The following is a 21,026-nucleotide window of genomic DNA, read 5'->3' on the forward strand; positions in this document are numbered from 1 at the left end:
CTTACTGATAGGCCAACGTAAAATTGGCAACCGAGGTGAAGGATCCCGGCACGACCGCTGTGCTCCCGCCGTTTCCTTTGAGGTAGGCAGAGTAAGTTAGCGTGTTATCACCCTGCTGTGTTTTTGTCGCGGAGCTGGCGGTACCAAGCGGAATGTTGGTACCCTCATCGTTGGTAATACCGATAGCCGCCCCGCTGGCGCTGCTGCCGACAATAGCCAAATAGCCGGGCTGAGCGCTAGATTCCGGTCCTGTGAAAGTAATGGTGACGGTTTTATCCGTAAGCCCCGAGAGATCGCAGCTTTCCAGTTTGATATCAAACGGACGTGGGTTGGACTTCCCGCCGTTGAGCAGAGATTTATTGGAGATTTCACCCAAATCGACGGTCTGCTCAATGGTTTCAGGGGTAATTGAACATGGGGCATCAATAATACTGCCGGTAAACTTAACCGTGCCGTGGCCCTGATCGCTTGCCTGTGCCTGGCCTGCCAGTACGGCAGCCCCCATACCAAAGGCCCAAACCAATTTGGTTAATTGCATTTACTCATTCCTTTATAAGTTTCTTACTAGCGTTCTTCACAAGAGCCTCGTTACCACGACTGCGCAACGGGAATAATCTAATTTACGCTAGTGCTTTAATCACTGATATCAAAAACCGCCTCAACCCCACCAACGAGCGAAATATATAAAAAGCGTTTTTTAGAAGAAAGTCCCTGGGGGGTTCTATACGATTTAGCACATTGTTAAATCATCTACTAAATCGACACTCGGAACTAAATAATGTCTAACTCATTAAGCATACGCGACCAAAACAGCTTTATTTCAGCCTATAAAAACTTACTTAACGACAGTGACAATCGCATTCATAAAGGTGATGTCAACACGCTGAACAGAATCCTCAATAAATGCGATAAAGTTGAGGTCGGCCAGCTGCTAATGACAAAAATGGAATCATATCCAAAAGACCCTGTCGCGTTGAAAGATACTTTCAGCAAGTTATTTGACAAGCTTGAAGCACAGGACTCCAAAATGCATGACAAGAAAGAAGAGAAGCTTAAACACATTCAACAGAAGCTTGCTCCGGTCGTGCAGGACATTCACAAAAATGAAATAAATGCTCACAATGCAAAAATAAACGGCGAGATTAAAGATCTTGCCAATGGTCTCCAGCTCATTTCAAAAAATATTTATCATGAAAAAAATGAGATCACCACACTTCAGGGAAATATTGACAACGCTGAAGCGCAAATTAAAAAGCTGCATAATGAGATTAAGCCTCTGGCCGATGCGTTAAAGAATACCTCACCGAAAGACTTTGCGGCCAAAGATGCCGAGCGCTTAAAAAATACTGAAGCAAAAATCAGTCAACTCGTGGCCAAACAAAATGCCGAAATCAGTACATTAAATAAAAAAATTGCCGCGCATGAAAATAGTCGTGCGGTGCTACTCGATTTTGCAAGAAAGCACGGTGTAAGCAGTGCCGAGCAGGATCTTAAAAAAGCTGAGGATGGCTATATTTATGATAAGCGAGATACGGGGTTTGGCACCACCAGTTGGAAGGATCATCTGGGCAGCGATAAATATGCCATCAAGAACTTCGGTTACGATTTAAAAGAAGGCCGCCGTCAATATTCTGACCTCATTAAAGTGCCTAATCATGAGGGCAAACAGTGGCAAAAACTGATGCAGAACTTCGATAACGCGCCAAAAAACATTAAGGCTCTGCAAAGGGAAATATCGCAGCTTAATAATGAATATAAAAGAGATATCAATCAGGTTAAGCTTGAAAACCGCCTTTCTGCCAAACTGGAGATTGAGCAGAGAATTAATTCTAAACAAGAAACCATTCGCTCATTAGAAAAGAATAAGGAAATTGCATCAGGCGAAATCAAATCATCCTATGACTATATATCTGTGCTAGAAGCCAGGAAGAGCCCGCTCATAGCGAAAATGGACGAGCTTAAGTCCCATATAAAACAAGACAGCTAAGTCATTCTATTTCTCAGAAGCTAAAATCCACGCTCCGGCGTGGATTTTTGTTTTCAGCACAAGATCAGCGAGCCGAACTATTAGGGTAAACCGTCGCCGCCGGCAAAACGCGTTTATCCAGGCGGTGCAGGCCATAATAGAGAATCGCGGTAGCAAACCAGCCGATAATCCACGACACGTCGTTGCCGTCGAACAGCCACGTCAGCGAGCCGTGGAAGAGCGGGTTTTCGATAAACGGCAGCTGAATCAGTACCCCGACGATATACACACCAATACCAAACAGGTTCCAGCGGCCATAGCGTTTATCGGCATCAAACAGCGCGGGAATATCAACGGCGCGGCACGAAATAAGATAGTAATCGGTCAGGCCAATCGCGCTCCAGGGCACAAAGAAAGCCAGTAAGAACAGCAGGAAGTGGGTGAAATGTTTCAGGAATGCGGGTTCGCTCAGCAGCGCAATGATGCACGAGGCAGCCACCATCAGCACCACAAACAGAATGCGATTTTTTTGGCTGAGGGTAACCTGTTTGCGAAAGCCGGAAACAATGGTCGTCAGTGACATAAAGCTGCCGTAGGCGTTCAGCGTGGTGAAGGTGATTTTGCCGAAGCAGATCGCGAAATAAATCAGCATCGCCATGGTTTCGGTTTTGCCCAGCCCCACAATGTAGCCAACCTCGTGGCCGGAAAACGCGCTCCCGGCAATGGCGGCGGTGATAACGCCCAGCGTCATGGATGCCTGAGTCCCCAGCACGGTGCCGCTAAACACCGAGAAGAACACTTTCGGCCCCGAGACGTTTCGCGGCAGATAGCGTGAATAATCGGAAACGTAGGGGCAAAAGGCGATTTGCCAGGAGGAAGACAGCGACACCGCCAGCAAAAACATCGGCATCGAGAAATGGTTATTTTGCATAATAGCCGTGAGATCGGTATTGAGCAGCAGCGAACCAAACAGCCAGGCAAAAGCCAACACGCCGACAATACTGGCGACCTTGCCAAGCTTATGGATCACGCGATAGCCGAGCACCGCAATCACGATGATAATCGCGCTGAACAGGATCATCCCGCTGGCGTCACTTATCGACAGCAGACGGGCCATCGCCTGCCCCGCCAGCACCGTCCCGCTCGCGGAAAAACCAATGTACATGATGCACACCAGCACCAGCGGTATCACCGCGCCGTAAACGCCAAACTGTGCGCGGGTGATAATCATCTGCGGTAAGCCAAGCCGTGGCCCCTGCAAAGCGTGGAAAGACATGATCGATGCGCCCAGAATCTGCCCGACGAATAGCCCCACCAGCGACCAGACCACATCCCCGCCCAGAACAACGGCCAGCGCGCCGGTGACAATCGCGGTTATCTGCAAATTACCGCCGAACCAGAGGGTAAACTGGCTGAAAGGATGCCCATGACGTTCGCCGTCGGGGATGTAATCGATAGAACGGGACTCGGTCAAACGCGAGCCTTTCCTGGACTGTTCTTCTGCGGATGAAAATGAAGACATAACAACCTCGCTAAAGCTGATTAAACGCCGGAAAACCCACCACACATCAAATGACCACTCATGTATATACAAGCAAAAAACGCATTCCACACCCTGCTGATAATGAATTTGCGAACTAAGTTGTAGATTTTATGTAACCAAATTGATGTGCAGATGTACCAATATGAAAAACTGATGGCTGCTGCGGCGAGGAGTAAATCAGGATGAACGTTGCAGGGACGGTCAACGTTTGGGCCGCGGAAAATTAAGGCGTAAATTCATGCCATAAGAAACCCACGCTGACGGTGGGTTTCTTATGCTGTTGATTTACAGCCCGGCGGGGCGCGGCACCTCGAAATAGTTACCGTTAATATCCTTCTGGTAATAGCTGCCGTTACGCACGTAATAACGCTTGCCGTTGTAATCCAGAACGCTGATGCCGCCCCCTGGGCTTGACGGCGTTTCAACCCGAATGTACTCCGCACCCTGACGCTGGTAATAAATACCGTTGACCACGTAATAGGTCAGCCCGCCGACGATAATGGCCGTTGCCAGCCCCGGCAGCACGGTCAGACGCGGTCCCGGATAGAAGTAATGCGGCCCGGCGTAATAACGAGGACCAGACCAGAACCCCGGCCCATGACCGAACCAGGGGCCAGGGCGTGCCTGCGCCAGCGACGGGACAATCATCAGCGCAGACATTGCCAAAATAGACAGAGACTTTTTCATCTTAAACACTCCTGACCTGCGGCTGAACGCGAGCTTTGGCCCGCTTTATGTCGATTATAATCCCGCGCCCAGGGGCATTACCGTAGGGGAATGGTAAATCCCTGAAATCTCCACAATCCCGCGTCTGGCACCTTTATTTATCCTTAGATGTAAAAAATCCACGCAAAGCGTGGATTTATTTGTCTGCAAGAATGCTGGCGTTATTTTATTCGAAACAAACGTCAGGATTATCCGCCAGAGAAACAAAGGTCTTGCTGTTTTTATCCAGCGTGCGAATTTCGCCGCTTTCGATGTCGTAAACCCAGCCGTGCAGACGCAGGCCGTTATTACGCAGGCCAACGGCCACGGAAGGATGCGTTTTAATGTTGTTCAGCTGCGCGATGACGTTTTCTTCTACCATGGCGTTGACCTTGTCGGTCTCGTTATCCCAGGTTTTCTTTTCGACTACCGCTTTTGCCGCATCGGAATAGTGCAGCCAGTGGGCCACGGCAGGCATCGGGTCCAGACACTGGCAGGAGGCAATGGCTTTCATCGCGCCGCAGTTAGAGTGCCCGCAAATCACAATATCCGTCACGCCAAGCGCCACAACCGCATATTCGATGGTAGCAGACACCCCGCCCGGCTCCGGGCCAAAGGAAGGCACGATGTTACCGGCATTACGAATAACGAAGAGCTGCCCCGGCTCCTGCTGGGTAACCAGCTCCGGCACCAGGCGGCTGTCGGAACAGGAAATAAAAAGCGCTTTAGGATTTTGGCTGGACGCCAGGCTGCGAAAGAGCTCTTTGCGCTGCGGAAAAATCTCTTTCTGGAAGTTAAGGAAACCTTCGATGATATGTTGCATAGCACATTCTCTTGTTCTGTAGTGACCACGATATGATAGAGATCACATTGAGTTAGTCCAGTCCCAACGCGCCAAAAGGGCATTTTTCTTACCTTGTTAGTCAGCAAAAAAGCCCATGCATTTCATGGGCCTTCTCGGCACTGCACCAGGCAAATCCTCAGCCGCATCGAGCTTTAATCGCCGAAACATTTCTTTCCAGGTTCGCCGGGTCGTATTCCGATAGCTGGAAATTAAAGCCATGGTTCTTGCGTAAATCAAGACGCTCCGGACGCAGCATCTTCGGGTTACCGTCGACGTCAAACAGCTTAGCGATATGCCCCGGGTCGACCCTGCCCTGCGACATATTCATAAAATGCGTGTTGATATCATTCAGCGACAGCGGATGAGCGGCTTTCTTGCTCATCCAGTCGTCAAGCCGAAGCGGACGGGTTGCGCCGTCGCCTAAATCAGACTGATAGATAAACGCATCGCGCCGTGGTTTAGCGCTGGCGGGAAGGTCTATCACGTACGCATGCCCAAGGCCCGCATCATTCACCCGCAAAATGAAATTCTTATGGGCAGGTAAATTCGCCAGTTGATGCTGAAGCTGCGACAAAGACATCGTATGCCCGTGTTCAAAAGCGTAGCTGAAGTGGTCCGTATCCAGGAACAGCTTCATCACGTTATTCGCGGTGACGCCGCAAACTGGCTCATTGATGCGCTTGCTGCTGCCCAGCATCGCCTCCACCTCATGCTTCGGCATTCCCCAGTCTCGCGCCGTATTCGTGATGTTATCGTCTATCGCCTTCAGCAGCGCCGAAGGGCTTTTATGGTGAATAGGCGTGGAATTGTCATCGCTGTTAAGCAGCACGTTTGCTCTCAGGTTTTTGGCGCTTAGCTTCGCGAAGTCCTGCACCATGCGGGTTGACGGGTTATTGACGCTGCGGGACGAAGAAGCCGTGGCCGACGTTCTGGCAGTCCGACTTTGCTGGCTATTTTGCGCCTGCAGGCGCGGATCTGGCTGTGCAGGACGGAAGGTATTAAGCAGGTTTCTCATCTGAGGGTATTCCACTCGTTGGCTATTTGAGGCTGAGTGGTAATGACGAGATTCAGGTTCCCGAAGGAGTAAAAAAACCCACGCCTGAGCGTGGGCTGGAGAGTTTTTTCAGCCGATCATGAAAAAACGGTTAAGACGTTAGCTGTTTTAGCACCTGAGCAAAACCGGCCTTAACCTCTTCATCTCTGGCATGCCGTCCGTCGCGTATGACCCATTTCCCGCCGGTCATCACTTCTTTTATTGGGTTAGAAGAGCAGGCAAAAATCCAGCGGTTCAACAGTTCATTGTCTTTCGCCGTCGCCAGGAACGGATCGTTGCCGTCCAGCACCAGCCAGTCAGCTCTTGCCCCCACGGCCAGCTCGCCAATGTTTTGCCCCAGCGCCATTCGCCCGCCGTGCAGCGCACCCTGATAAAGCACGTTGCCGACATAAGGCTCGGCCTCGAGGTGAAGCAAGTTGCGGCGGCGGTTATTGAGGCGCTGGCCATATTCAAACCAGCGCAAATCCTCGCTCACGCTAACGCTAATATGGCTGTCGGAACCGATCCCCCAGTTACCGCCCTGCCGCAGGAATGCTTGCCCTGGGAAAATGCCGTCACCCAGGTTTGCCTCGGTGGTCAGGCATAGCCCGGCTACGGCGCCAGACTCAGCAATAAGGCGGGTTTCACTTTCGGTGATGTGGGTGGCATGAATCAGGCACCAGCGCTCATCAACCGGCATATTTTGATACAGCCATTCCACAGGGCGCAGGCCGGACCAGGCCAAACAATCCTCAACCTCTTTGCGCTGCTCGGAGATATGAATATGCACCGGCTGAGGCTGCGGCTGGCTTTCCAGCACGATACGCATTTGTTCCGGCGTAACCGCACGCAGCGAATGGAAGCACAGCCCTGCGCGCTGCATCGGTTCCGGGGCAAGCGCCGTGGCAATGCTGTCGTACAGTTTCAGGTAGCTGTCGGTATCGTTTATAAAGCGGCGCTGCCCTGCCGAAGCGGGCTGCCCGCCGAAGCCAGAGTGCGAGTAGAGCACCGGGAGCAGCGTCAGGCCAATGCCGATATTTTTTGCCGCGTGGGCAATGCGCAGCGCCAGCTCGGCAGGCTGCGCGTAAGCCTTACCGTCAACGTCGTGGTGCAGGTAGTGGAATTCGGCCACCGAGGTGTAGCCGGCCTTCAGCATTTCGATATACAGATAGCTGGCGATAGTCTCCAGCTGTTCGGGGGTGATTTTGCCCACCAGGCGGTACATCAGGTCACGCCACGTCCAGAAGCTGTCCGCCGGGTCGCCAACCACTTCCGTCAGCCCGGCCATCGCCCGCTGAAAAGCGTGTGAATGCAGGTTCGGCATGCCCGGCACCACAACCCCCTCAAGCCGGATATCGTCGGCCCCCGGCACGCTGTTGCATTCCAGGGAACTAATCACCCCCTGCGGCGAAACGCCCAGTTTGACATTCTCCGCCCAGCCCTGCGGCAGAAGCGCTTTTGCCGCGAAATATACCGCCATATCAGCACCCCGGTTTGATGTTAATCAATTGTATATACATGCATGTATATATACATCCAAATAGGGGTAGAGTAAACTTTAAAGGATACCCGGGCGAGGAATGATGAATGGCACAAAACGACGTTTTTAAAGCAGCGGCAGAGACCGAAAATCTGGACCAGCCGGCCCCTTTTTATGAAAGAGTCAAAATCATTATTAAGACCAACATTCATAGCGGGCTGTGGCCGGTAAACTACCGCGTGCCATCGGAAAGCGAGCTGGTGAATCAGTTCGGCTATAGCCGCATGACCATCAACCGCGCCCTGCGCGAGCTGACCGCCGAAGGCCTGCTGGTTCGCATGCAGGGTATCGGGACATTCGTGGCCGAAGTTCGTGGCCAATCCGCGCTGCTGGAAATCAACAATATTGCCGACGAAATCGCCAGCCGCGGCCACCGTCATCACGCTCGCGTGCTGGAGCTAACCCAGGTCTATGCCGACGCGCAGCAGGCGATGGCGTTCAATTTACCTAAAGGCAGCCGCCTGTTCCATTCGCTGATTTGCCACTACGAAAACGGCGTGCCGGTGATGCTGGAAGACCGCCTGGTGAACTCGCTGATCGTCCCGGACTACTTCCAGCAGGACTTCACGCGCATCACGCCCAACGCCTATCTTTCGTCCATCGCGCCTATCGTTGAAGGCGAGCACATTATTGAGGCGGTGAACGTGCCTCGCGAAGAGTGCGCGTATCTGGAAATCGACGAGCATACGCCCTGCCTGCAGGTTAATCGCCGTACCTGGACCGGGCGGCAGAACAAAAAAATCGTCACCAGCGTGCGCCTGGTTTACCCCGGCTCGCGCTACCGCCTCGAAGGAAGCATGCATAAATGATCCAGCTTCTGCCCTACGAGCAATGCCCGGAAATGCCATGGAAAAACGGCCAGGGCGTAACGCGGGAGATTTACCGCAGCCCGGCAACGAATGACTACGACTGGCGTATTTCGGTGGCGACCATTCGCCATGACGGCCCCTTCTCTCGCTTCCCCGGCTACCTGCGCAACATCAGCGTGCTGGAAGGTGAAGGCATGTATCTCACCGTCGACGGCGAAAAGAGCCCGCTCATCCCACCGTTCCAGGCCACCGATTTCAACGGTGAAAGCGACGTCTCCTGCATTATTCAGGGCGGCCCGCTGCTGGACTTTAACGTCATCTATAAGGCAGACACCACAAAAGCCGCTGTCAGCTGGCTGCGGGAAGGCACCTGGACTCACCAGCAGGGCACGCAGCTGCTGTTTAATGCGGGCGAATCGCTGGAGATTGACGTCAGCGGAGAACGACACGTTTTGCAGCCCTACGACAGCCTGTTGATTAGCGCCCCGGCGACAATCCGCGTGGTTTCCGCGGCTCCTTCCCTTTTTGCGCGCGTCACCCTTAGCGCATAAAAAAACCGGCAGACTGGCTGCCGGTTTCACCTCTACTTCAGCTTATCGCCCCTTAAACTCAGGCGACTGCTTATTTTTAAACGCCGCCAGCCCGGCCGCCCTGTCCTCACTGTCGGCTATCAAAGCAGAGAGCGATCTTTCATAGGCCACGCCTGCGCTGAGCGGCATTTCATAGCTCGCCGCCACGGCTTTTTTAATCATCATCGCCGCCAGCGGCGCGGCTTTAGCCACCTGATTAGCCAGCGTTAACGCCTGCTCCTCAAGAGAATCCGTCACTCGGCTGACAAGCCCGGCACGCAGGGCTTCCTGCGCGTCAATTCTTCTGCCGCTCAATAGCATGTCCATCGCCAGCGACTTGCCGACGGCGCGCACCAGCCGCTGCGTGCCGCCCGCGCCGGGAATAATCCCGATGTGGCTTTCCGGCAGGCCGAAGACCGCGCTTTGGTTGGCGATAATCATGTCGCACAGCAGCGCCAGCTCCAGGCCACCGCCGAGGGCGTAGCCGGAGACGGCGGCAATCAGCGGCGTTTCGATTTCCGCGACCCTGTCCCACTTCTCGCTAAACCCACTGCGCCACAGCGTCGTTGCCGAAGCGGAAGCCAGCGTGCCGGTATCCGCTCCGGCAGAGAAGGCTTTGGGGGAGCCAAACAGAACTATCGCTCTGACGTCCGCTCGCCCGTCCAGCTCCTTTAGCGTGCTGACCAGCTCATCCAACATTTCAGCGGTTAGCGCGTTATATTTTTGCGCCCTGTTGAGGGTGACCACGGCAACCGCGCCGTCCACGCGGGAGAGAATATCACTCATGCTCATCGCTCCCGGTCAGGTGCCTGACCGTTTCATCACGCTTGCGCATTGCGGCTGAGGCTGCCTCAGCGGTCCAGGCATAAAAGCCCTCGCCGCTTTTTACGCCGAGTTTGTTGTCGGCCACCTTCTCTTTCAGCCAGGCAGGTAATTGGCTGCTGTTATCCAGCGCAGGCAGCAAGATCCCGGCGACTTTTTCCACCGTATCCAGCCCGGCAAAATCCATCAGCTTCATCGGCCCCATCGCCGCCCAGCGCGGAGCAAGGGTTCTCTGCACCGCACGGTCGACATCCTCCACAGAACCAATCCCGGCATCCACCAGATAAAGCGCCTCGCGCAGCATCGCGTACTGCAGCCGGTTGATAATAAACCCCGGAATATCCTGATTAACGGTGATCGTCTCTTTGCCCAGCTGCTGGCAAATATCCCGCACCCGCTGGCAGACCTCGTCCGCCGTGTTTTCACCGCGCACAATCTCGATCATCGGCATGGTGTCCGCCGGATTAAACCAGTGCATGCCGATCAGCCTCTGCGGCTGGCTCAGGGCCGACGCCAGCAGCGTGATGGACACGCTTGAGGTGTTGGTGGTTATCACGCAGTCAGCGCTAACCTGCTGTTCGATGTCATTCAGCACGCGCTGTTTCAGCGCCACGTCCTCGGCCACGTTTTCAGAAACCAGGTCAGCGCCGGCCAGACAAGCCTCCAGCGACGTCGTGAATGCCACGTTTTCGCTGGCAGCGAGCGAGTCCACAATAGTTCGAGCTTTATCAAGCGTTGATTCAGAACGCGACCACAGGCTAACGCGGTAGCCCGCCCGCGCCATAACGACGGCGATTCGCGCGCCCATCGTTCCGGCCCCAACCACCGCCACTTTCTTTATTTGCACCATTTACGTTCTCCGCCGGTTAAATTACGCCCTGCGCCTTTAACTGCTTAAGCGTTGCCTCGTCGATCGCCAGTAATTCTTGCAGCACGCTTGCCGTATGTTCGCCCAGCGCAGGCGGCACCAGCGCGGGCTCTGCCGTCATGGCGCTCATTTTCACCGGCTGCGGAACAATAGAGATGTTGCCTGCCGTCGGGTGTTTCACCTGCTTAACAAGCTCGCGCTCTCGCGCATAATCACTGGTAAGGATTTGATCGAGGCGCAGAACGGCGGAGGCCGGAACGCCTGCGTTGTCGAGAATGGCCTGCGCATCATTGACGGTTTTATCAGCCAGCCAGCGCTCTATTTCTACGCGAAGCGGCTGCTGGTTAGCCAGGCGCAGCGGGTCCGTGAGATAAAGCGGGTCGCTCGCCAGCTCGGGCTTTTCCATCGCCGAGCAAAGCTGGCGGAACAGCTTGTCGTTGGCGACCGCAATCACGATGTGGCCATCCTGAGCAGGATAGCTGTCCATCGGGGCACTGATAGGATGCGCGTTCCCGAGCCGCCCGGCGGGAGGCTGGCCGCCAATCCACTGGGTAAGGGAAACCATTTGCATCGTCACCATGGTATCCAGCATCGAGACATCAAGATGCTGCCCCTGGCCGCCGATCCCGCGCTGCAGCAGCGCGGCAAGCACCGCCCAACTGCCGTACAGCCCGGCGACCACGTCACCAATGGCATCGCCAACTCGGGTTGGCTCCCCTTCCGCCCAGCCGGTGACCTGCATAATGCCGCCATAGGCCTGCACGATGTGGTCGTAAGCGGCTTTGTGCGCCATCGCCCCTTGCTGCCCAAACCCGGAAATGCTGGCATAAACCAGCCGCGGATTAATCTCCTGCAGCGTCGGGTAGTCGATGCCGAGGCGTTTGGTTACGCCCGGCCGGAAGTTTTCCACCAGCACGTCGGCCTGCGCCACCAGCTGCTTGAGGATGGCTAACCCCTCCTGGGCTTTTAAATCCAGGGTGACGCTTTTTTTACCGTGGTTAAGCTGCATGAAGTAGCTGCTTTCCCCGGCAATGTGGGGGGTGAAGCTGCGGGAGTCATCCCCGCTGCCCGGCATCTCAATCTTGATGACTTCGGCCCCCAGATCGTTCAGTAAGGAAGCGCACCACGGGCCGGCCAGCACGCGGGATAGATCAAGCACTCTGATGCCTTTTAGCGGCTGCAAAGCTTCACTCATGTTCTGACTCCTCAATCAGGGAGAGCAGCCTTTGGCTCAGCTCGCCTTCGGCAATCAAATCCCGCACGGCATGCATGTCCGGGTACAGCGCGGTGTCCGTCTCGCGGAACGGCACAAGCTCGCGCACCATGCACAGCGTCAACTCCGCGCCGACGGAGGCACGCAGCGGACGATGGAACTCCAGCGCCTGGCTGGCACACAGCAGCTCGATGGCAACGATATCCACCGCATTGCTCACCGCCTGCAGCGCCTTGCGAGCCGAAGAAACGCCCATGCTGATATGGTCTTCCTGCCCGGCGCAGGTGGTGACGGTATGCACGCTGGACGGCGCGGCCAGGCTGCGGTTATCCCCTGCCAGCGCGGCGGCAACGTAAGGCGGGATCATCATGCCGGAGTTAGCGCCGCTTCTGCCAACCAGGAACGCCGGCAGGCCGCTCAGGTGCACGTTGGTAATACGATCGGATCGAGCCTGAGACGCCGTGCTGACCTGGGCAATGGCTATCGCCAGAGAATCCAATGCCAGCGCCAGCGGGGCACCGTGGCCGTTGCCGCCGGGAAGAATAACCAGCGCGTCGTCTTCGATAAGGAAGACCGGGTTGTCGGTGACCGAGTTCAGCTCGATGGTGACAATCTGGCGGCAATGGGCGAGCTGGTCGCGCACCGCGCCGTGGATTTGCGGAATACAGCGCAGGCTCAGAGCATCCTGTACGCGGTGGTCGCGGTAGCGGGCAAAGATCTCGCTGCCGCTCAGCAAGCGGCGCAAAATCGCGGCGGTTTTTTGCTGCCCGTCGTGCGGACGCAGGGCGTGCAGCCTTGCGTCGTAGCCACGGGTGTTGCCCTTCAGCGCTTCAAGGCACATGCCCCCCGCCATATCCGCCACCGGCAACAGGCGCTCAAAATCATGCACGGCCAGGCACGCCAGCCCGGTGATTTCATAGGTGCCGCTTATCAGGGCATGACCTTCACGCGGGCCAGGGATCCGAGGGGCAATGCCCGCCTTTGCCAGGGCTTCGGCGGACGGCAAAAGCTCGCCCTGATACCAACACTTCCCTTCCCCAAAGAGAGAGAGGCCGATATGCGCCGTCGCAATTAAATAGCCAACCGAGCCGCCCGCAGGCGACCAGGGCGTGACCTGGCGGTTAAGCATTTCGGCCATGCGTTTCGCCAGCCCGGCGCTAACGCCGCTGTAGCCCTGCAGCAGCGACTTCAGCATCACTGCCATCATCGCGCGCACTTCACGCCCCGACAAATCTGGCCCCATTCCACAGGCGTGGCTGCGCAGCATGTTCAGCTGCACGCTGGCAATCTGATCGGCAGACAGGCGCTCCGTCACCAAATCACCCACCCCGGTGGTCAGCCCGTAAATTACCTGCCCTTCATCTATTGCCCGGCGAATATAGCCGCTCACGCTGTCCATGTTCGCCAGCGCTTCTTCGGCCAGCGCGACCGGAGCCCCGTCGGCAATGCGCACTAACTCTTCGATAGTGGTCTGCGCTCTGCCCAGGGTCACGGCCTGATGCAGGTGAGCGGAGGAGCCAGTTTGTCTTGTCATTGTGCGCCCTTACTTGCTCAGGCCATGTTTAACCAGCCACTGATGAGCCACGTCATCAATGCTGGCGAATTCGGCAAGCTGCCCGTTCATGGCAATCAAATCTGCGGTGGTTAGCTGCGCAGACACTTTGTTCAGCGTGTTCTCAATCGCCGGGTTCAGCGTGGCGGTGGCGACAATCGGGACGATGTTTTGTGCCGCAAACAGGTTTTTCGGATCGGCAAGCGCCACCAGATGATCTTTCTGAATTTCCGGCGTGGTGGACGTTAAGTCAGCCGCCTGGATTTGATTATTTTTCAGCGCGGTCAGCGTCAGCGGGCCTGCGACATCCAGCACTTTGAAGCTCTTGAAGTTCAGGCCATAGACTTCTTTCAGCCCCGGCACGCCTTCATGGCGAGTTTTCCATTCGGCCGGGCCACCCAGGATAAGTTCTGCCGCATGAGGCTTCAGGTCATCAATCGTTTTGAGCTGGTATTTATCCGCCGTTTTTTTGGTCACGGCGATAACGTCGCTGTTTTGCGCCACGGCGGTGTGCAGCATTTTCACTTTTGCCGGCAGCTTCGTCGCCAGCGCGGTCGCCACTTCATCAGAGCTGTGCGCTTTATTATTGGCGTCCAGGTAGCTCAGCAGCGCGCCGCTGTATTCAGGGATAACGTTAATGGAGCCGTCGAGCAGAGCCGGAATGTAGACTTCGCGGCTGCCGATATTCAGCTTCTTCTCCACCGGGATGTTTTGCGCTTCCAGGGCTCCGGCATAAATCGTCGCCAGCAGCTGGTTTTCCGGGAAATCAGCCGAGCCAATAATCACCTTCTGGCCCGAGTCCGCCGCCCACGCGGAGGAAACAACGGACAGCATCGCGGCACTCAACAGCGTCAAACAACGTTTCTTCATATTCATCGCGTTCACCTTGTGTAATTAACGGGCTCAACATCACTGGGTTTTGATACGTCGGGAAATACCGTGGGAAACCACGTACTTCACCGAAAGGGAAAAGAACACATCCACAAGCAGCGCCAGCACGGCAACCAACACCGCGCCGGCGGTCATCTGCGCAAAATCGTTGGCCGCACGGCCATCGATAATTAATCGGCCAAGGCCGCCCAGCGAGACATAGGCCGCGATGGTGGCGGTAGAGATAATCTGCAGCGTGGCGCTGCGAATGCCGGAGAGAATGAGCGGCGTGGCGCACGGAAGCTCAACCTGCGTCAGCACCTGGAACGGCGTCAGGCCAATGCCTTTGGCGGCATCATGCACGCTCGGGTCAACGGAGCGGATGCCCGCATGCACGCCGAGCGCTATCGGCGGCAGCGCCAGCACCACCAGCACGATGATGCACGGCAGAATAAAGGCCATATCCGACTCGAAATAGCCCGCCATCAGGATAACCAGCAGGATAATCAGGCCAAACGAAGGCAGCGAGCGCAGCGCGTTGGTGGTGCCAATCAGCAGCGCTTCACCCTTACCGGTATGGCCGGTGTAGCAGCCCACCGGAAAAGCAATGGCAATCGCTATCGCCAGCGCCACGGCGCTGTAGCCAATGTGCTGTGCCAGCAGCGGGAGAATACCGTCATCGCCATACCAGTGGCTGAGCGTAAAGAACCAGTCAGACATACATTATCCCCTTATTGGCTGCCAGCGGCTTAAAGAGCGGGTGACGGCGACGACCACGCAGTCAAGGACGAAAGCCAGCACGATACACAGCACGATGCCGGCAATAATCGGCGTCAGAAACTGCAGTTGAAACCCCTGGGTAAACAGCGACCCCAGCTGCGGGGCACCTATCAGCGCGGCGACGGAAACAATACTGACGTTGGAAACCACGGCCACGCGCATCCCGGAACCAATGACCGGCACCGCCAGCGGCAGGTCAACCTGGAAAAACTGATGTATCGGCTTATAGCCGAGGGCAAAAGCGGACTGCCGGGTGTCAGTGGGCACCGAGTCCAGCCCGTCACACACCGTTCTGACCAGCAGCGCAAAGCTATAAATGGTCAGCGCCACCACCACGTTAATCGGGTCAAGGATTTGCGTATTGAGCAACGGCGGCAGCAGCACAAACAGCGCCAGGGACGGGATGGTGTACAGCAGCCCGAACAGGTTAAGGATGACGCCCTTTACGCGCGGCATGCTGCACACCAGCCAGCCAGCGGGAATAGCCAACAGCAGGCCAATCAGGATTGGCGTGACCGAGAGGTAGAGGTGCCACAGCAGTAAATGAAAGATTTTGTCGCTTTGCGCCCACAGCCAGTCAAATTTCATACCGCCTCCCGCGCCATGGATTTACACGCGTCCAGCACGTGATCCAACCCCAGCGTGCCCAGCACTTCGGCTCGGTCGTCAATCACCACGGCGCGGTGGCACGGTGAGCTGAGCGCGGAGTCCAGCATCTGGCGCAGCGTGCCGCTTTGCGGGTAGAAGGTAGCGCCCAGATTAATGTGCTCGGGGACAACAGCCTCGACCTGCTGATGGGTGTCAAACCAGCCGCAGGCTTTACCTTCGCGGGTCACCAGCAGCCAGCGCTGCACCGCAATGTTGCGCGCCATTTCAATCGGCGTGCCGACCTCGGCAGTCGGCTCCGTCTGCATCGACGCCAGCGGCCCTGAATTGTAGAAACTCAGCTTGCGGTAACCCCGGTCACGGCCAATAAAATCGGCCACGAAATCACTTTGTGGCGCGTTAAGCAGCTCCCCCGGCGAGGCCATCTGCCCCAGCTTCCCGCCGGGCTTCAGCACCGCCACCAGGTCGCCCAGCTTCATCGCCTCATCGATATCGTGAGTCACCATAATGATGGTTTTGCTGACTTCTTTCTGAATGCGCAGGAACTCTTCCTGCAGCTGATCGCGCACCACCGGGTCCACGGCGCTGAAGGGTTCATCCATCAGCATAAACTCCGGGTCAGCGGCCAGCGCACGGGCAACCCCCACGCGCTGCTGCTGCCCGCCAGAAAGCTGCCACGGATAGCGCTTTGCCAGCTGCGGAGCCAGGCCAACGACCTCAAGCAGCTCGCCTGCTCTTGCGCGGGCTTTGGCCTTGGCCATGCCGTTGAGGATCGCCGTGGTGGCGATGTTGTCGATAATGTTTTTGTGAGGGAACAGGCCCGCATTCTGAATAACGTAGCCGATGCGCCGACGCAGCTGCACCACGTCCATTTCTGCGGTGGACTCACCGTTAAGCAGGATTTCGCCGGAGGACGGCTCAATCAGCCGATTAATCATCCGCAGTGACGTCGTTTTCCCACAGCCTGAAGGGCCTACCAGCACGGTGATTTTGCCGCCGGGTGCGGTCAGGTTCAGCCCATCCACCACGACCGTTCCGTCGTCGTAAAACTTGGTCACATTGTTGAAAGTAATCATCGCTACGCCTCATGGTCATCTGGCTGCCGAAGAAATGAACGGCTGCGTAAAAAAGCTATGTATAGCATTGTATGTACAATCTGCAAAGCCTGTGCCATAACAAAAACGCAACATTGAAATAAAGACAATTTATTGTTTAAAAACAAATATATATTCATTTTATTAAATTTTAAACGTGATCTAACCGTGATTTTTATCAGGATTAAAGGGTGCCTTCCGAGCGGTTTACCAGCTATCTGAACTGCTCTTTTTGCCCTAAAAAGGATCAATCGCTTTGTAAAGAGCGCCAAAAGAGTGCATCCAGGCGAGTTTTTAGCGGGATATATGATGTAACTATTGGCACCAATAACAATAATTCATTGATTTTAAATATAAATAAATTCAATGTCGCGCCTGGCATCAAATATGCTAATCATGTATATACAAGCAAACGAAAAAATGACATGGTATTTTTCGTGAGCATTTCTCCGTTATCTCAAAACAAGGTGAACCCCCATGAAGAGTGAGTTTTCTCGTTATCGTGATGTTGAAATCAGGGCGCCACGCGGCACAAAGCTGAATGCAAAAAGCTGGCTGACGGAAGCCCCGCTGCGCATGCTGATGAATAATCTCGATCCGGATGTGGCTGAGAACCCGAAAGAGCTGGTGGTCTACGGCGGCATTGGTCGGGCAGCGAGAAACTGGGAATGCTTCGATAAAATGGTGGAGGCGCTGAAAGAGCTGAATGAGGACGAAACCCTGCTGGTGCAGTCCGGCAAGCCGGTTGGCGTCTTTAAAACCCACGCCAACGCGCCGCGCGTATTGATTGCTAACTCAAACCTGGTGCCGCACTGGGCAAACTGGGAACACTTTAACGAGCTGGACGCTAAAGGTCTGGCGATGTACGGCCAGATGACCGCCGGATCGTGGATTTACATCGGCAGCCAGGGCATCGTGCAGGGCACCTACGAGACCTTCGTCGAAGCGGGCCGCCAGCACTACAACGGCTCGCTGACCGGGCGCTGGGTGCTGACCGCAGGCCTGGGCGGCATGGGCGGCGCACAGCCTCTGGCCGCCACGCTGGCCGGTGCCTGTTCACTGAACATTGAATGCCAGCAGTCACGCATCGACTTCCGCCTGCGCACCGGTTATGTAGACGAACAGGCGAAAGATCTGGACGACGCCCTCGCCCGCCTCAAACGCTACACCAGCGAAGGTAAGGCCGTTTCTATCGCCCTGCACGGCAATGCGGCAGAAGTTCTGCCGGAGCTGGTAAAACGCGGCGTTCGCCCGGACATGGTGACCGACCAGACCAGCGCCCACGACCCGCTCAACGGCTACCTGCCCGTGGGCTGGAGCTGGGAAGAGTACCGCGAACGCGCCGCCGTTGAGCCTGCCGTGGTGACTCAGGCGGCGAAAGCTTCGATGGCAGAGCACGTGAAAGCGATGCTCGCCTTCCAGCAGCAGGGTATCCCAACCTTCGACTACGGCAACAACATACGCCAGATGGCAAAAGAGATGGGCGTGAGCAACGCGTTTGATTTCCCGGGCTTTGTTCCGGCCTATATTCGCCCGCTGTTCTGCCGCGGCATCGGGCCTTTCCGCTGGGCCGCGCTGTCCGGCGACCCGGAAGATATCTACCGCACCGACGCCAAGGTCAAAGAGCTGATCCCGGACGATAAACACCTGCACCGCTGGCTGGACATGGCCAAAGAACGCATCAGCTTCCAGGGCCTGCCGGCGCGTATCTGCTGGGTCGGCCTGGGCCAGCGCGCCAGGCTGGGGCTGGCGTTTAACGAAATGGTCAGAAGCGGCGAGCTGTCTGCGCCTATCGTCATCGGCCGCGATCATCTTGACTCCGGCTCGGTGGCAAGCCCGAACCGCGAAACCGAATCAATGCAGGATGGCTCCGATGCGGTGTCCGACTGGCCGCTGCTGAACGCCCTGCTGAACACCGCCAGCGGCGCGACCTGGGTTTCCCTGCACCACGGCGGCGGCGTCGGCATGGGCTTCTCGCAGCACTCCGGCATGGTTATCGTCTGCGACGGCACCGACGAAGCGGCAGAGCGAATCGCCCGCGTGCTGAATAACGATCCGGCCACCGGCGTCATGCGCCATGCGGATGCGGGCTATGATATTGCTATTGAGTGTGCAAAAGAGCACGGCCTGAACCTGCCAATGCTGGCGAAGTAGTTCCTCTGTGGCGCGGCACTCGCCGCGCCCTGTCCTGATGAGAGAGATCTTATGCGGATTTTATGGCGCAATTGCCACATCACCACCATGGCCAACGGCCAGTACAATCTTATCGAAGATGCGGCTTTGCTAACCGAAGGCGGCAAAATTGCCTGGGTGGGCCCCTATAGCCAGCGTCCCGACCTGCCTTATGACGAAGAACGCGACCTGCACGGCAAACTTGTCACTCCCGGTCTTATCGACTGCCACACCCATAGCGTATTCGGCGGTAACCGCAGCCAGGAGTTTGAAATGCGCCTGAATGGTGCAACCTACGCTGACATTGCCGCGGCAGGCGGCGGCATCGCCAGCACGGTGAAGGCCACGCGTCAGGCGAGCGAAGCCGACCTGCTGAAAAGCGCCGGCCGCCGTATTAATGCGCTGCGCAAAGACGGCGTAACCACGCTGGAAGTGAAATCAGGCTACGGCCTCAGTTTTGAAGACGAACGCAAAATGCTGCGCGTGATCCGCCAGCTGGCGCAAAGCCTGCCGCTGACGATTTACAGCACCTGCCTGGCTGCACACGCTCTGCCCCCGGAATACAAAAACCGTAGCGACGACTTTATCACCGAGGTGTGCGAGAACTGGTTACCCGCTTTGCATAACGAAGGGCTGGTCGACGCCGTGGATGCCTTTTGCGAACATCTGGCGTTTTCCGTCCCGCAGGTGGAACGCGTCTTTATGAAGGCCCATGAACTCGGGCTGCCGATCAAGCTTCACGCCGAACAGCTTTCGCTGCTGCACGGCGCGGGGCTTGCCGCCCGCCATAATGCGCTTTCTGCCGACCACCTCGAATATCTCTGCGAGGACGATATTGTGCTGATGGCCGGGCACGGGACGACCGCCGTCCTGCTGCCCGGAGCATTTTACTTCCTGCGCGAGACGCAAAAACCGCCGGTTTCGCTGCTGCGTAAACATCACGTGCCGATGGCTATTTCCAGCGATCTCAACCCCGGCACGTCGCCGGTACAGTCGCTGCGGCTGATGATGAATATGGCCTGTACGCTGTTTGGCCTGACGCCTGAAGAAGCGCTGGCGGGCGTGACGCTCAATGCGGCGCGAGCGTTGGGCATTAGCGATAAAGCCGGGTCGCTCGAAGCCGGTAAAGAAGCAAACTTTGTTGCCTGGGAGATAGAACATCCCGCCGAGCTCAGCTATTGGCTGGGCGGCTCGCTCTCCAAACAGGTTATCTATCAAGGTAAAGAGGTGTGGAATGATTAAAGGCTTTGAGCTTCATCAGGGTAAGCTGCCGCTGCTGATCAGCATGCCGCATCCCGGCACACAGTTAACGCCGGAAGTGGCGAACGGGCTGACCGGGCGGGCAAAAAAACTGGAAGATACCGACTGGCACATTCCAAAACTTTACCAGCCGATACGCGATCTGGGCGCCAGCATGCTCAGCGCCAACTACTCCCGCTACGTGGTTGATTTGAATCGCCCGTCAGACGATAAGCCGCTTTACACCACCGCCACCACCGGGCTGTACCCGGATATCTTTTTCGACGGTGAGCCGCTGTTTGAGGCCGGAAAATCTCCCAACGAGCAGGCCAGAGCCGACATCCTGACCAACATCTGGCAGCCTTATCATCAGGCGCTTGCTCAGGAACTCGCCCGACTGAAAGAAACCTTCGGCTATGCGATTCTGTGGGACGCACACTCCATCAAGTCCGTAGTTCCTCGCCTGTTTGAAGGCCGCCTGCCGGACCTTAACTTCGGTACAGCAGACGGTGCCAGCTGTAACCCGGCGCTGAGCGCTGAACTCCTGAAAACTAGCGAGCATTTCAACGGCTACAGCAAAGTGCTTAACGGGCGCTTCAAGGGCGGCTACATTACGCGCCACTACGGCGCACCGGAGCAAAACATTCATGCCGTGCAGCTGGAAGTGGCGCAGGGCTGCTATATGGACGAAGAGAGCTTTGCCTGGTCAGACGATAAAGGCGCGCAATTTCAGCGCTTGCTGACCCAACTGATTGAGACGGCGCTGGACTGGGGAAAACGTCACCACGGCTAGCCCTCTTG

20 protein-coding genes are annotated in these 21,026 nt (G+C 56.2%); 6 read left to right on the plus strand and 14 right to left on the minus strand.

Annotation, left to right across the window (positions count from 1 at the left end; all coding sequences use genetic code 11):
* Position 1: 1 nt before the first annotated feature.
* Positions 2-538, minus strand: a complete 537-nt coding sequence (locus ACE38U_RS00680) for a fimbrial protein (RefSeq protein WP_038482265.1) — start codon at positions 536-538, stop codon at positions 2-4.
* Between the two features lie 240 nt (positions 539-778).
* On the opposite strand from ACE38U_RS00680, the gene ACE38U_RS00685 reads away from it, so the two are divergent.
* Positions 779-1,987, plus strand: coding sequence for a coiled-coil domain-containing protein (locus tag ACE38U_RS00685; protein ID WP_176982547.1), 1,209 nt, complete (start codon positions 779-781; stop codon positions 1,985-1,987).
* A 64-nt stretch (positions 1,988-2,051) separates the two neighbouring features.
* Here the strand turns inward: ACE38U_RS00685 and ACE38U_RS00690 are convergent, their stop codons facing one another.
* From ACE38U_RS00690 to ACE38U_RS00710, 5 genes are all read right to left on the minus strand, one after another.
* Positions 2,052-3,440, minus strand: a complete 1,389-nt coding sequence (locus tag ACE38U_RS00690; RefSeq protein ID WP_375529126.1) for a purine-cytosine permease family protein — start codon at positions 3,438-3,440, stop codon at positions 2,052-2,054.
* A 354-nt stretch (positions 3,441-3,794) separates the two neighbouring features.
* The gene (locus ACE38U_RS00695) at positions 3,795-4,196 is read right to left on the minus strand and encodes a DUF6515 family protein (RefSeq protein ID WP_176982557.1); all 402 of its coding nucleotides are present in this window, start codon (positions 4,194-4,196) and stop codon (positions 3,795-3,797) included.
* A gap of 205 nt (positions 4,197-4,401) precedes the next feature.
* Positions 4,402-5,037 (minus strand): carbonic anhydrase, encoded by a 636-nt coding sequence (locus tag ACE38U_RS00700; protein ID WP_038482255.1) that lies wholly within the window; start codon positions 5,035-5,037, stop codon positions 4,402-4,404.
* A gap of 157 nt (positions 5,038-5,194) precedes the next feature.
* On the minus strand, positions 5,195-6,073 hold the full coding sequence (locus ACE38U_RS00705; RefSeq protein WP_375528958.1) for a cycle-inhibiting factor: 879 nt from the start codon (positions 6,071-6,073) through the stop codon (positions 5,195-5,197).
* 130 nt (positions 6,074-6,203) lie between these two features.
* Entirely contained in the window at positions 6,204-7,571 is a 1,368-nt protein-coding gene (locus ACE38U_RS00710) for a formimidoylglutamate deiminase (RefSeq protein ID WP_375528959.1), read from the minus strand.
* 107 nt (positions 7,572-7,678) lie between these two features.
* Between ACE38U_RS00710 and hutC the strand changes: the two genes are divergently transcribed.
* The gene (gene hutC, locus ACE38U_RS00715) at positions 7,679-8,440 is read left to right on the plus strand and encodes a histidine utilization transcriptional repressor HutC (RefSeq protein WP_176982559.1); all 762 of its coding nucleotides are present in this window, start codon (positions 7,679-7,681) and stop codon (positions 8,438-8,440) included.
* Positions 8,437-8,991 (plus strand): HutD/Ves family protein, encoded by a 555-nt coding sequence (locus tag ACE38U_RS00720; protein WP_375528960.1) that lies wholly within the window; start codon positions 8,437-8,439, stop codon positions 8,989-8,991. The genes hutC and ACE38U_RS00720 overlap by 4 nt, the downstream gene beginning before the upstream one ends.
* A gap of 42 nt (positions 8,992-9,033) precedes the next feature.
* Here ACE38U_RS00720 and ACE38U_RS00725 read toward each other — a convergent pair whose 3' ends face one another.
* From ACE38U_RS00725 to ACE38U_RS00760, 8 genes are read right to left on the minus strand one after another with little or no spacing between them, the layout of a single operon-like run.
* Positions 9,034-9,795, minus strand: coding sequence for an enoyl-CoA hydratase-related protein (locus ACE38U_RS00725; protein ID WP_375528961.1), 762 nt, complete (start codon positions 9,793-9,795; stop codon positions 9,034-9,036).
* On the minus strand, positions 9,788-10,681 hold the full coding sequence (locus ACE38U_RS00730; RefSeq protein WP_375528962.1) for a 3-hydroxyacyl-CoA dehydrogenase family protein: 894 nt from the start codon (positions 10,679-10,681) through the stop codon (positions 9,788-9,790). The genes ACE38U_RS00725 and ACE38U_RS00730 overlap by 8 nt, the downstream gene beginning before the upstream one ends.
* A 16-nt stretch (positions 10,682-10,697) precedes the next feature.
* Positions 10,698-11,894 carry a CaiB/BaiF CoA transferase family protein gene (locus ACE38U_RS00735; protein WP_375528963.1) on the minus strand — a complete coding sequence of 399 codons (1,197 nt, stop codon included), beginning with the start codon at positions 11,892-11,894 and terminating at the stop codon, positions 10,698-10,700.
* Positions 11,887-13,446, minus strand: a complete 1,560-nt coding sequence (locus ACE38U_RS00740; protein WP_375528964.1) for an HAL/PAL/TAL family ammonia-lyase — start codon at positions 13,444-13,446, stop codon at positions 11,887-11,889. The genes ACE38U_RS00735 and ACE38U_RS00740 overlap by 8 nt, the downstream gene beginning before the upstream one ends.
* A 9-nt stretch (positions 13,447-13,455) precedes the next feature.
* Positions 13,456-14,340, minus strand: a complete 885-nt coding sequence (locus tag ACE38U_RS00745; protein WP_375528965.1) for an ABC transporter substrate-binding protein — start codon at positions 14,338-14,340, stop codon at positions 13,456-13,458.
* 33 nt (positions 14,341-14,373) lie between these two features.
* Positions 14,374-15,054, minus strand: a complete 681-nt coding sequence (locus ACE38U_RS00750; protein ID WP_038482225.1) for an ABC transporter permease — start codon at positions 15,052-15,054, stop codon at positions 14,374-14,376.
* 3 nt (positions 15,055-15,057) lie between these two features.
* Positions 15,058-15,702 carry an ABC transporter permease gene (locus ACE38U_RS00755; protein ID WP_154186794.1) on the minus strand — a complete coding sequence of 215 codons (645 nt, stop codon included), beginning with the start codon at positions 15,700-15,702 and terminating at the stop codon, positions 15,058-15,060.
* Positions 15,699-16,796, minus strand: coding sequence for an ABC transporter ATP-binding protein (locus tag ACE38U_RS00760; RefSeq protein ID WP_038482219.1), 1,098 nt, complete (start codon positions 16,794-16,796; stop codon positions 15,699-15,701). The genes ACE38U_RS00755 and ACE38U_RS00760 overlap by 4 nt, the downstream gene beginning before the upstream one ends.
* 495 nt (positions 16,797-17,291) lie before the next feature.
* On the opposite strand from ACE38U_RS00760, the gene hutU reads away from it, so the two are divergent.
* From hutU to hutG, 3 genes are read left to right on the plus strand one after another with little or no spacing between them, the layout of a single operon-like run.
* Positions 17,292-18,968: a urocanate hydratase gene (gene hutU / locus ACE38U_RS00765; protein ID WP_038482216.1), complete on the plus strand. Its 1,677-nt coding sequence runs from the start codon at positions 17,292-17,294 to the stop codon at positions 18,966-18,968.
* Positions 18,969-19,019: 51 nt separating this feature from the next.
* Positions 19,020-20,228 (plus strand): imidazolonepropionase, encoded by a 1,209-nt coding sequence (gene hutI / locus ACE38U_RS00770; protein WP_375528966.1) that lies wholly within the window; start codon positions 19,020-19,022, stop codon positions 20,226-20,228.
* Positions 20,221-21,018, plus strand: a complete 798-nt coding sequence (hutG, locus tag ACE38U_RS00775; protein WP_375528967.1) for an N-formylglutamate deformylase — start codon at positions 20,221-20,223, stop codon at positions 21,016-21,018. Before hutI ends, hutG begins: the two co-directional genes overlap by 8 nt.
* Positions 21,019-21,026: the final 8 nt, after the last annotated feature.

Source organism: Cedecea selenatireducens (assembly GCF_042138895.1).
GTDB lineage: Bacteria > Pseudomonadota > Gammaproteobacteria > Enterobacterales > Enterobacteriaceae > Cedecea > Cedecea selenatireducens.

Coding starts and splice junctions, on each gene's coding strand:
- ACE38U_RS00680 (WP_038482265.1), bottom strand. CDS start 538: ATGCAATTAACCAAATTGGTTTGGGCCTTTGGTATGGGGGCTGCCGTA.
- ACE38U_RS00685 (WP_176982547.1), top strand. CDS start 779: ATGTCTAACTCATTAAGCATACGCGACCAAAACAGCTTTATTTCAGCC.
- ACE38U_RS00695 (WP_176982557.1), bottom strand. CDS start 4,196: ATGAAAAAGTCTCTGTCTATTTTGGCAATGTCTGCGCTGATGATTGTC.
- ACE38U_RS00700 (WP_038482255.1), bottom strand. CDS start 5,037: ATGCAACATATCATCGAAGGTTTCCTTAACTTCCAGAAAGAGATTTTT.
- ACE38U_RS00705 (WP_375528958.1), bottom strand. CDS start 6,073: ATGAGAAACCTGCTTAATACCTTCCGTCCTGCACAGCCAGATCCGCGC.
- ACE38U_RS00710 (WP_375528959.1), bottom strand. CDS start 7,571: ATGGCGGTATATTTCGCGGCAAAAGCGCTTCTGCCGCAGGGCTGGGCG.
- hutC (WP_176982559.1), top strand. CDS start 7,679: ATGGCACAAAACGACGTTTTTAAAGCAGCGGCAGAGACCGAAAATCTG.
- ACE38U_RS00720 (WP_375528960.1), top strand. CDS start 8,437: ATGATCCAGCTTCTGCCCTACGAGCAATGCCCGGAAATGCCATGGAAA.
- ACE38U_RS00725 (WP_375528961.1), bottom strand. CDS start 9,795: ATGAGTGATATTCTCTCCCGCGTGGACGGCGCGGTTGCCGTGGTCACC.
- ACE38U_RS00730 (WP_375528962.1), bottom strand. CDS start 10,681: ATGGTGCAAATAAAGAAAGTGGCGGTGGTTGGGGCCGGAACGATGGGC.
- ACE38U_RS00735 (WP_375528963.1), bottom strand. CDS start 11,894: ATGAGTGAAGCTTTGCAGCCGCTAAAAGGCATCAGAGTGCTTGATCTA.
- ACE38U_RS00740 (WP_375528964.1), bottom strand. CDS start 13,446: ATGACAAGACAAACTGGCTCCTCCGCTCACCTGCATCAGGCCGTGACC.
- ACE38U_RS00745 (WP_375528965.1), bottom strand. CDS start 14,340: ATGAATATGAAGAAACGTTGTTTGACGCTGTTGAGTGCCGCGATGCTG.
- ACE38U_RS00750 (WP_038482225.1), bottom strand. CDS start 15,054: ATGTCTGACTGGTTCTTTACGCTCAGCCACTGGTATGGCGATGACGGT.
- ACE38U_RS00755 (WP_154186794.1), bottom strand. CDS start 15,702: ATGAAATTTGACTGGCTGTGGGCGCAAAGCGACAAAATCTTTCATTTA.
- ACE38U_RS00760 (WP_038482219.1), bottom strand. CDS start 16,796: ATGATTACTTTCAACAATGTGACCAAGTTTTACGACGACGGAACGGTC.
- hutU (WP_038482216.1), top strand. CDS start 17,292: ATGAAGAGTGAGTTTTCTCGTTATCGTGATGTTGAAATCAGGGCGCCA.
- hutI (WP_375528966.1), top strand. CDS start 19,020: ATGCGGATTTTATGGCGCAATTGCCACATCACCACCATGGCCAACGGC.
- hutG (WP_375528967.1), top strand. CDS start 20,221: ATGATTAAAGGCTTTGAGCTTCATCAGGGTAAGCTGCCGCTGCTGATC.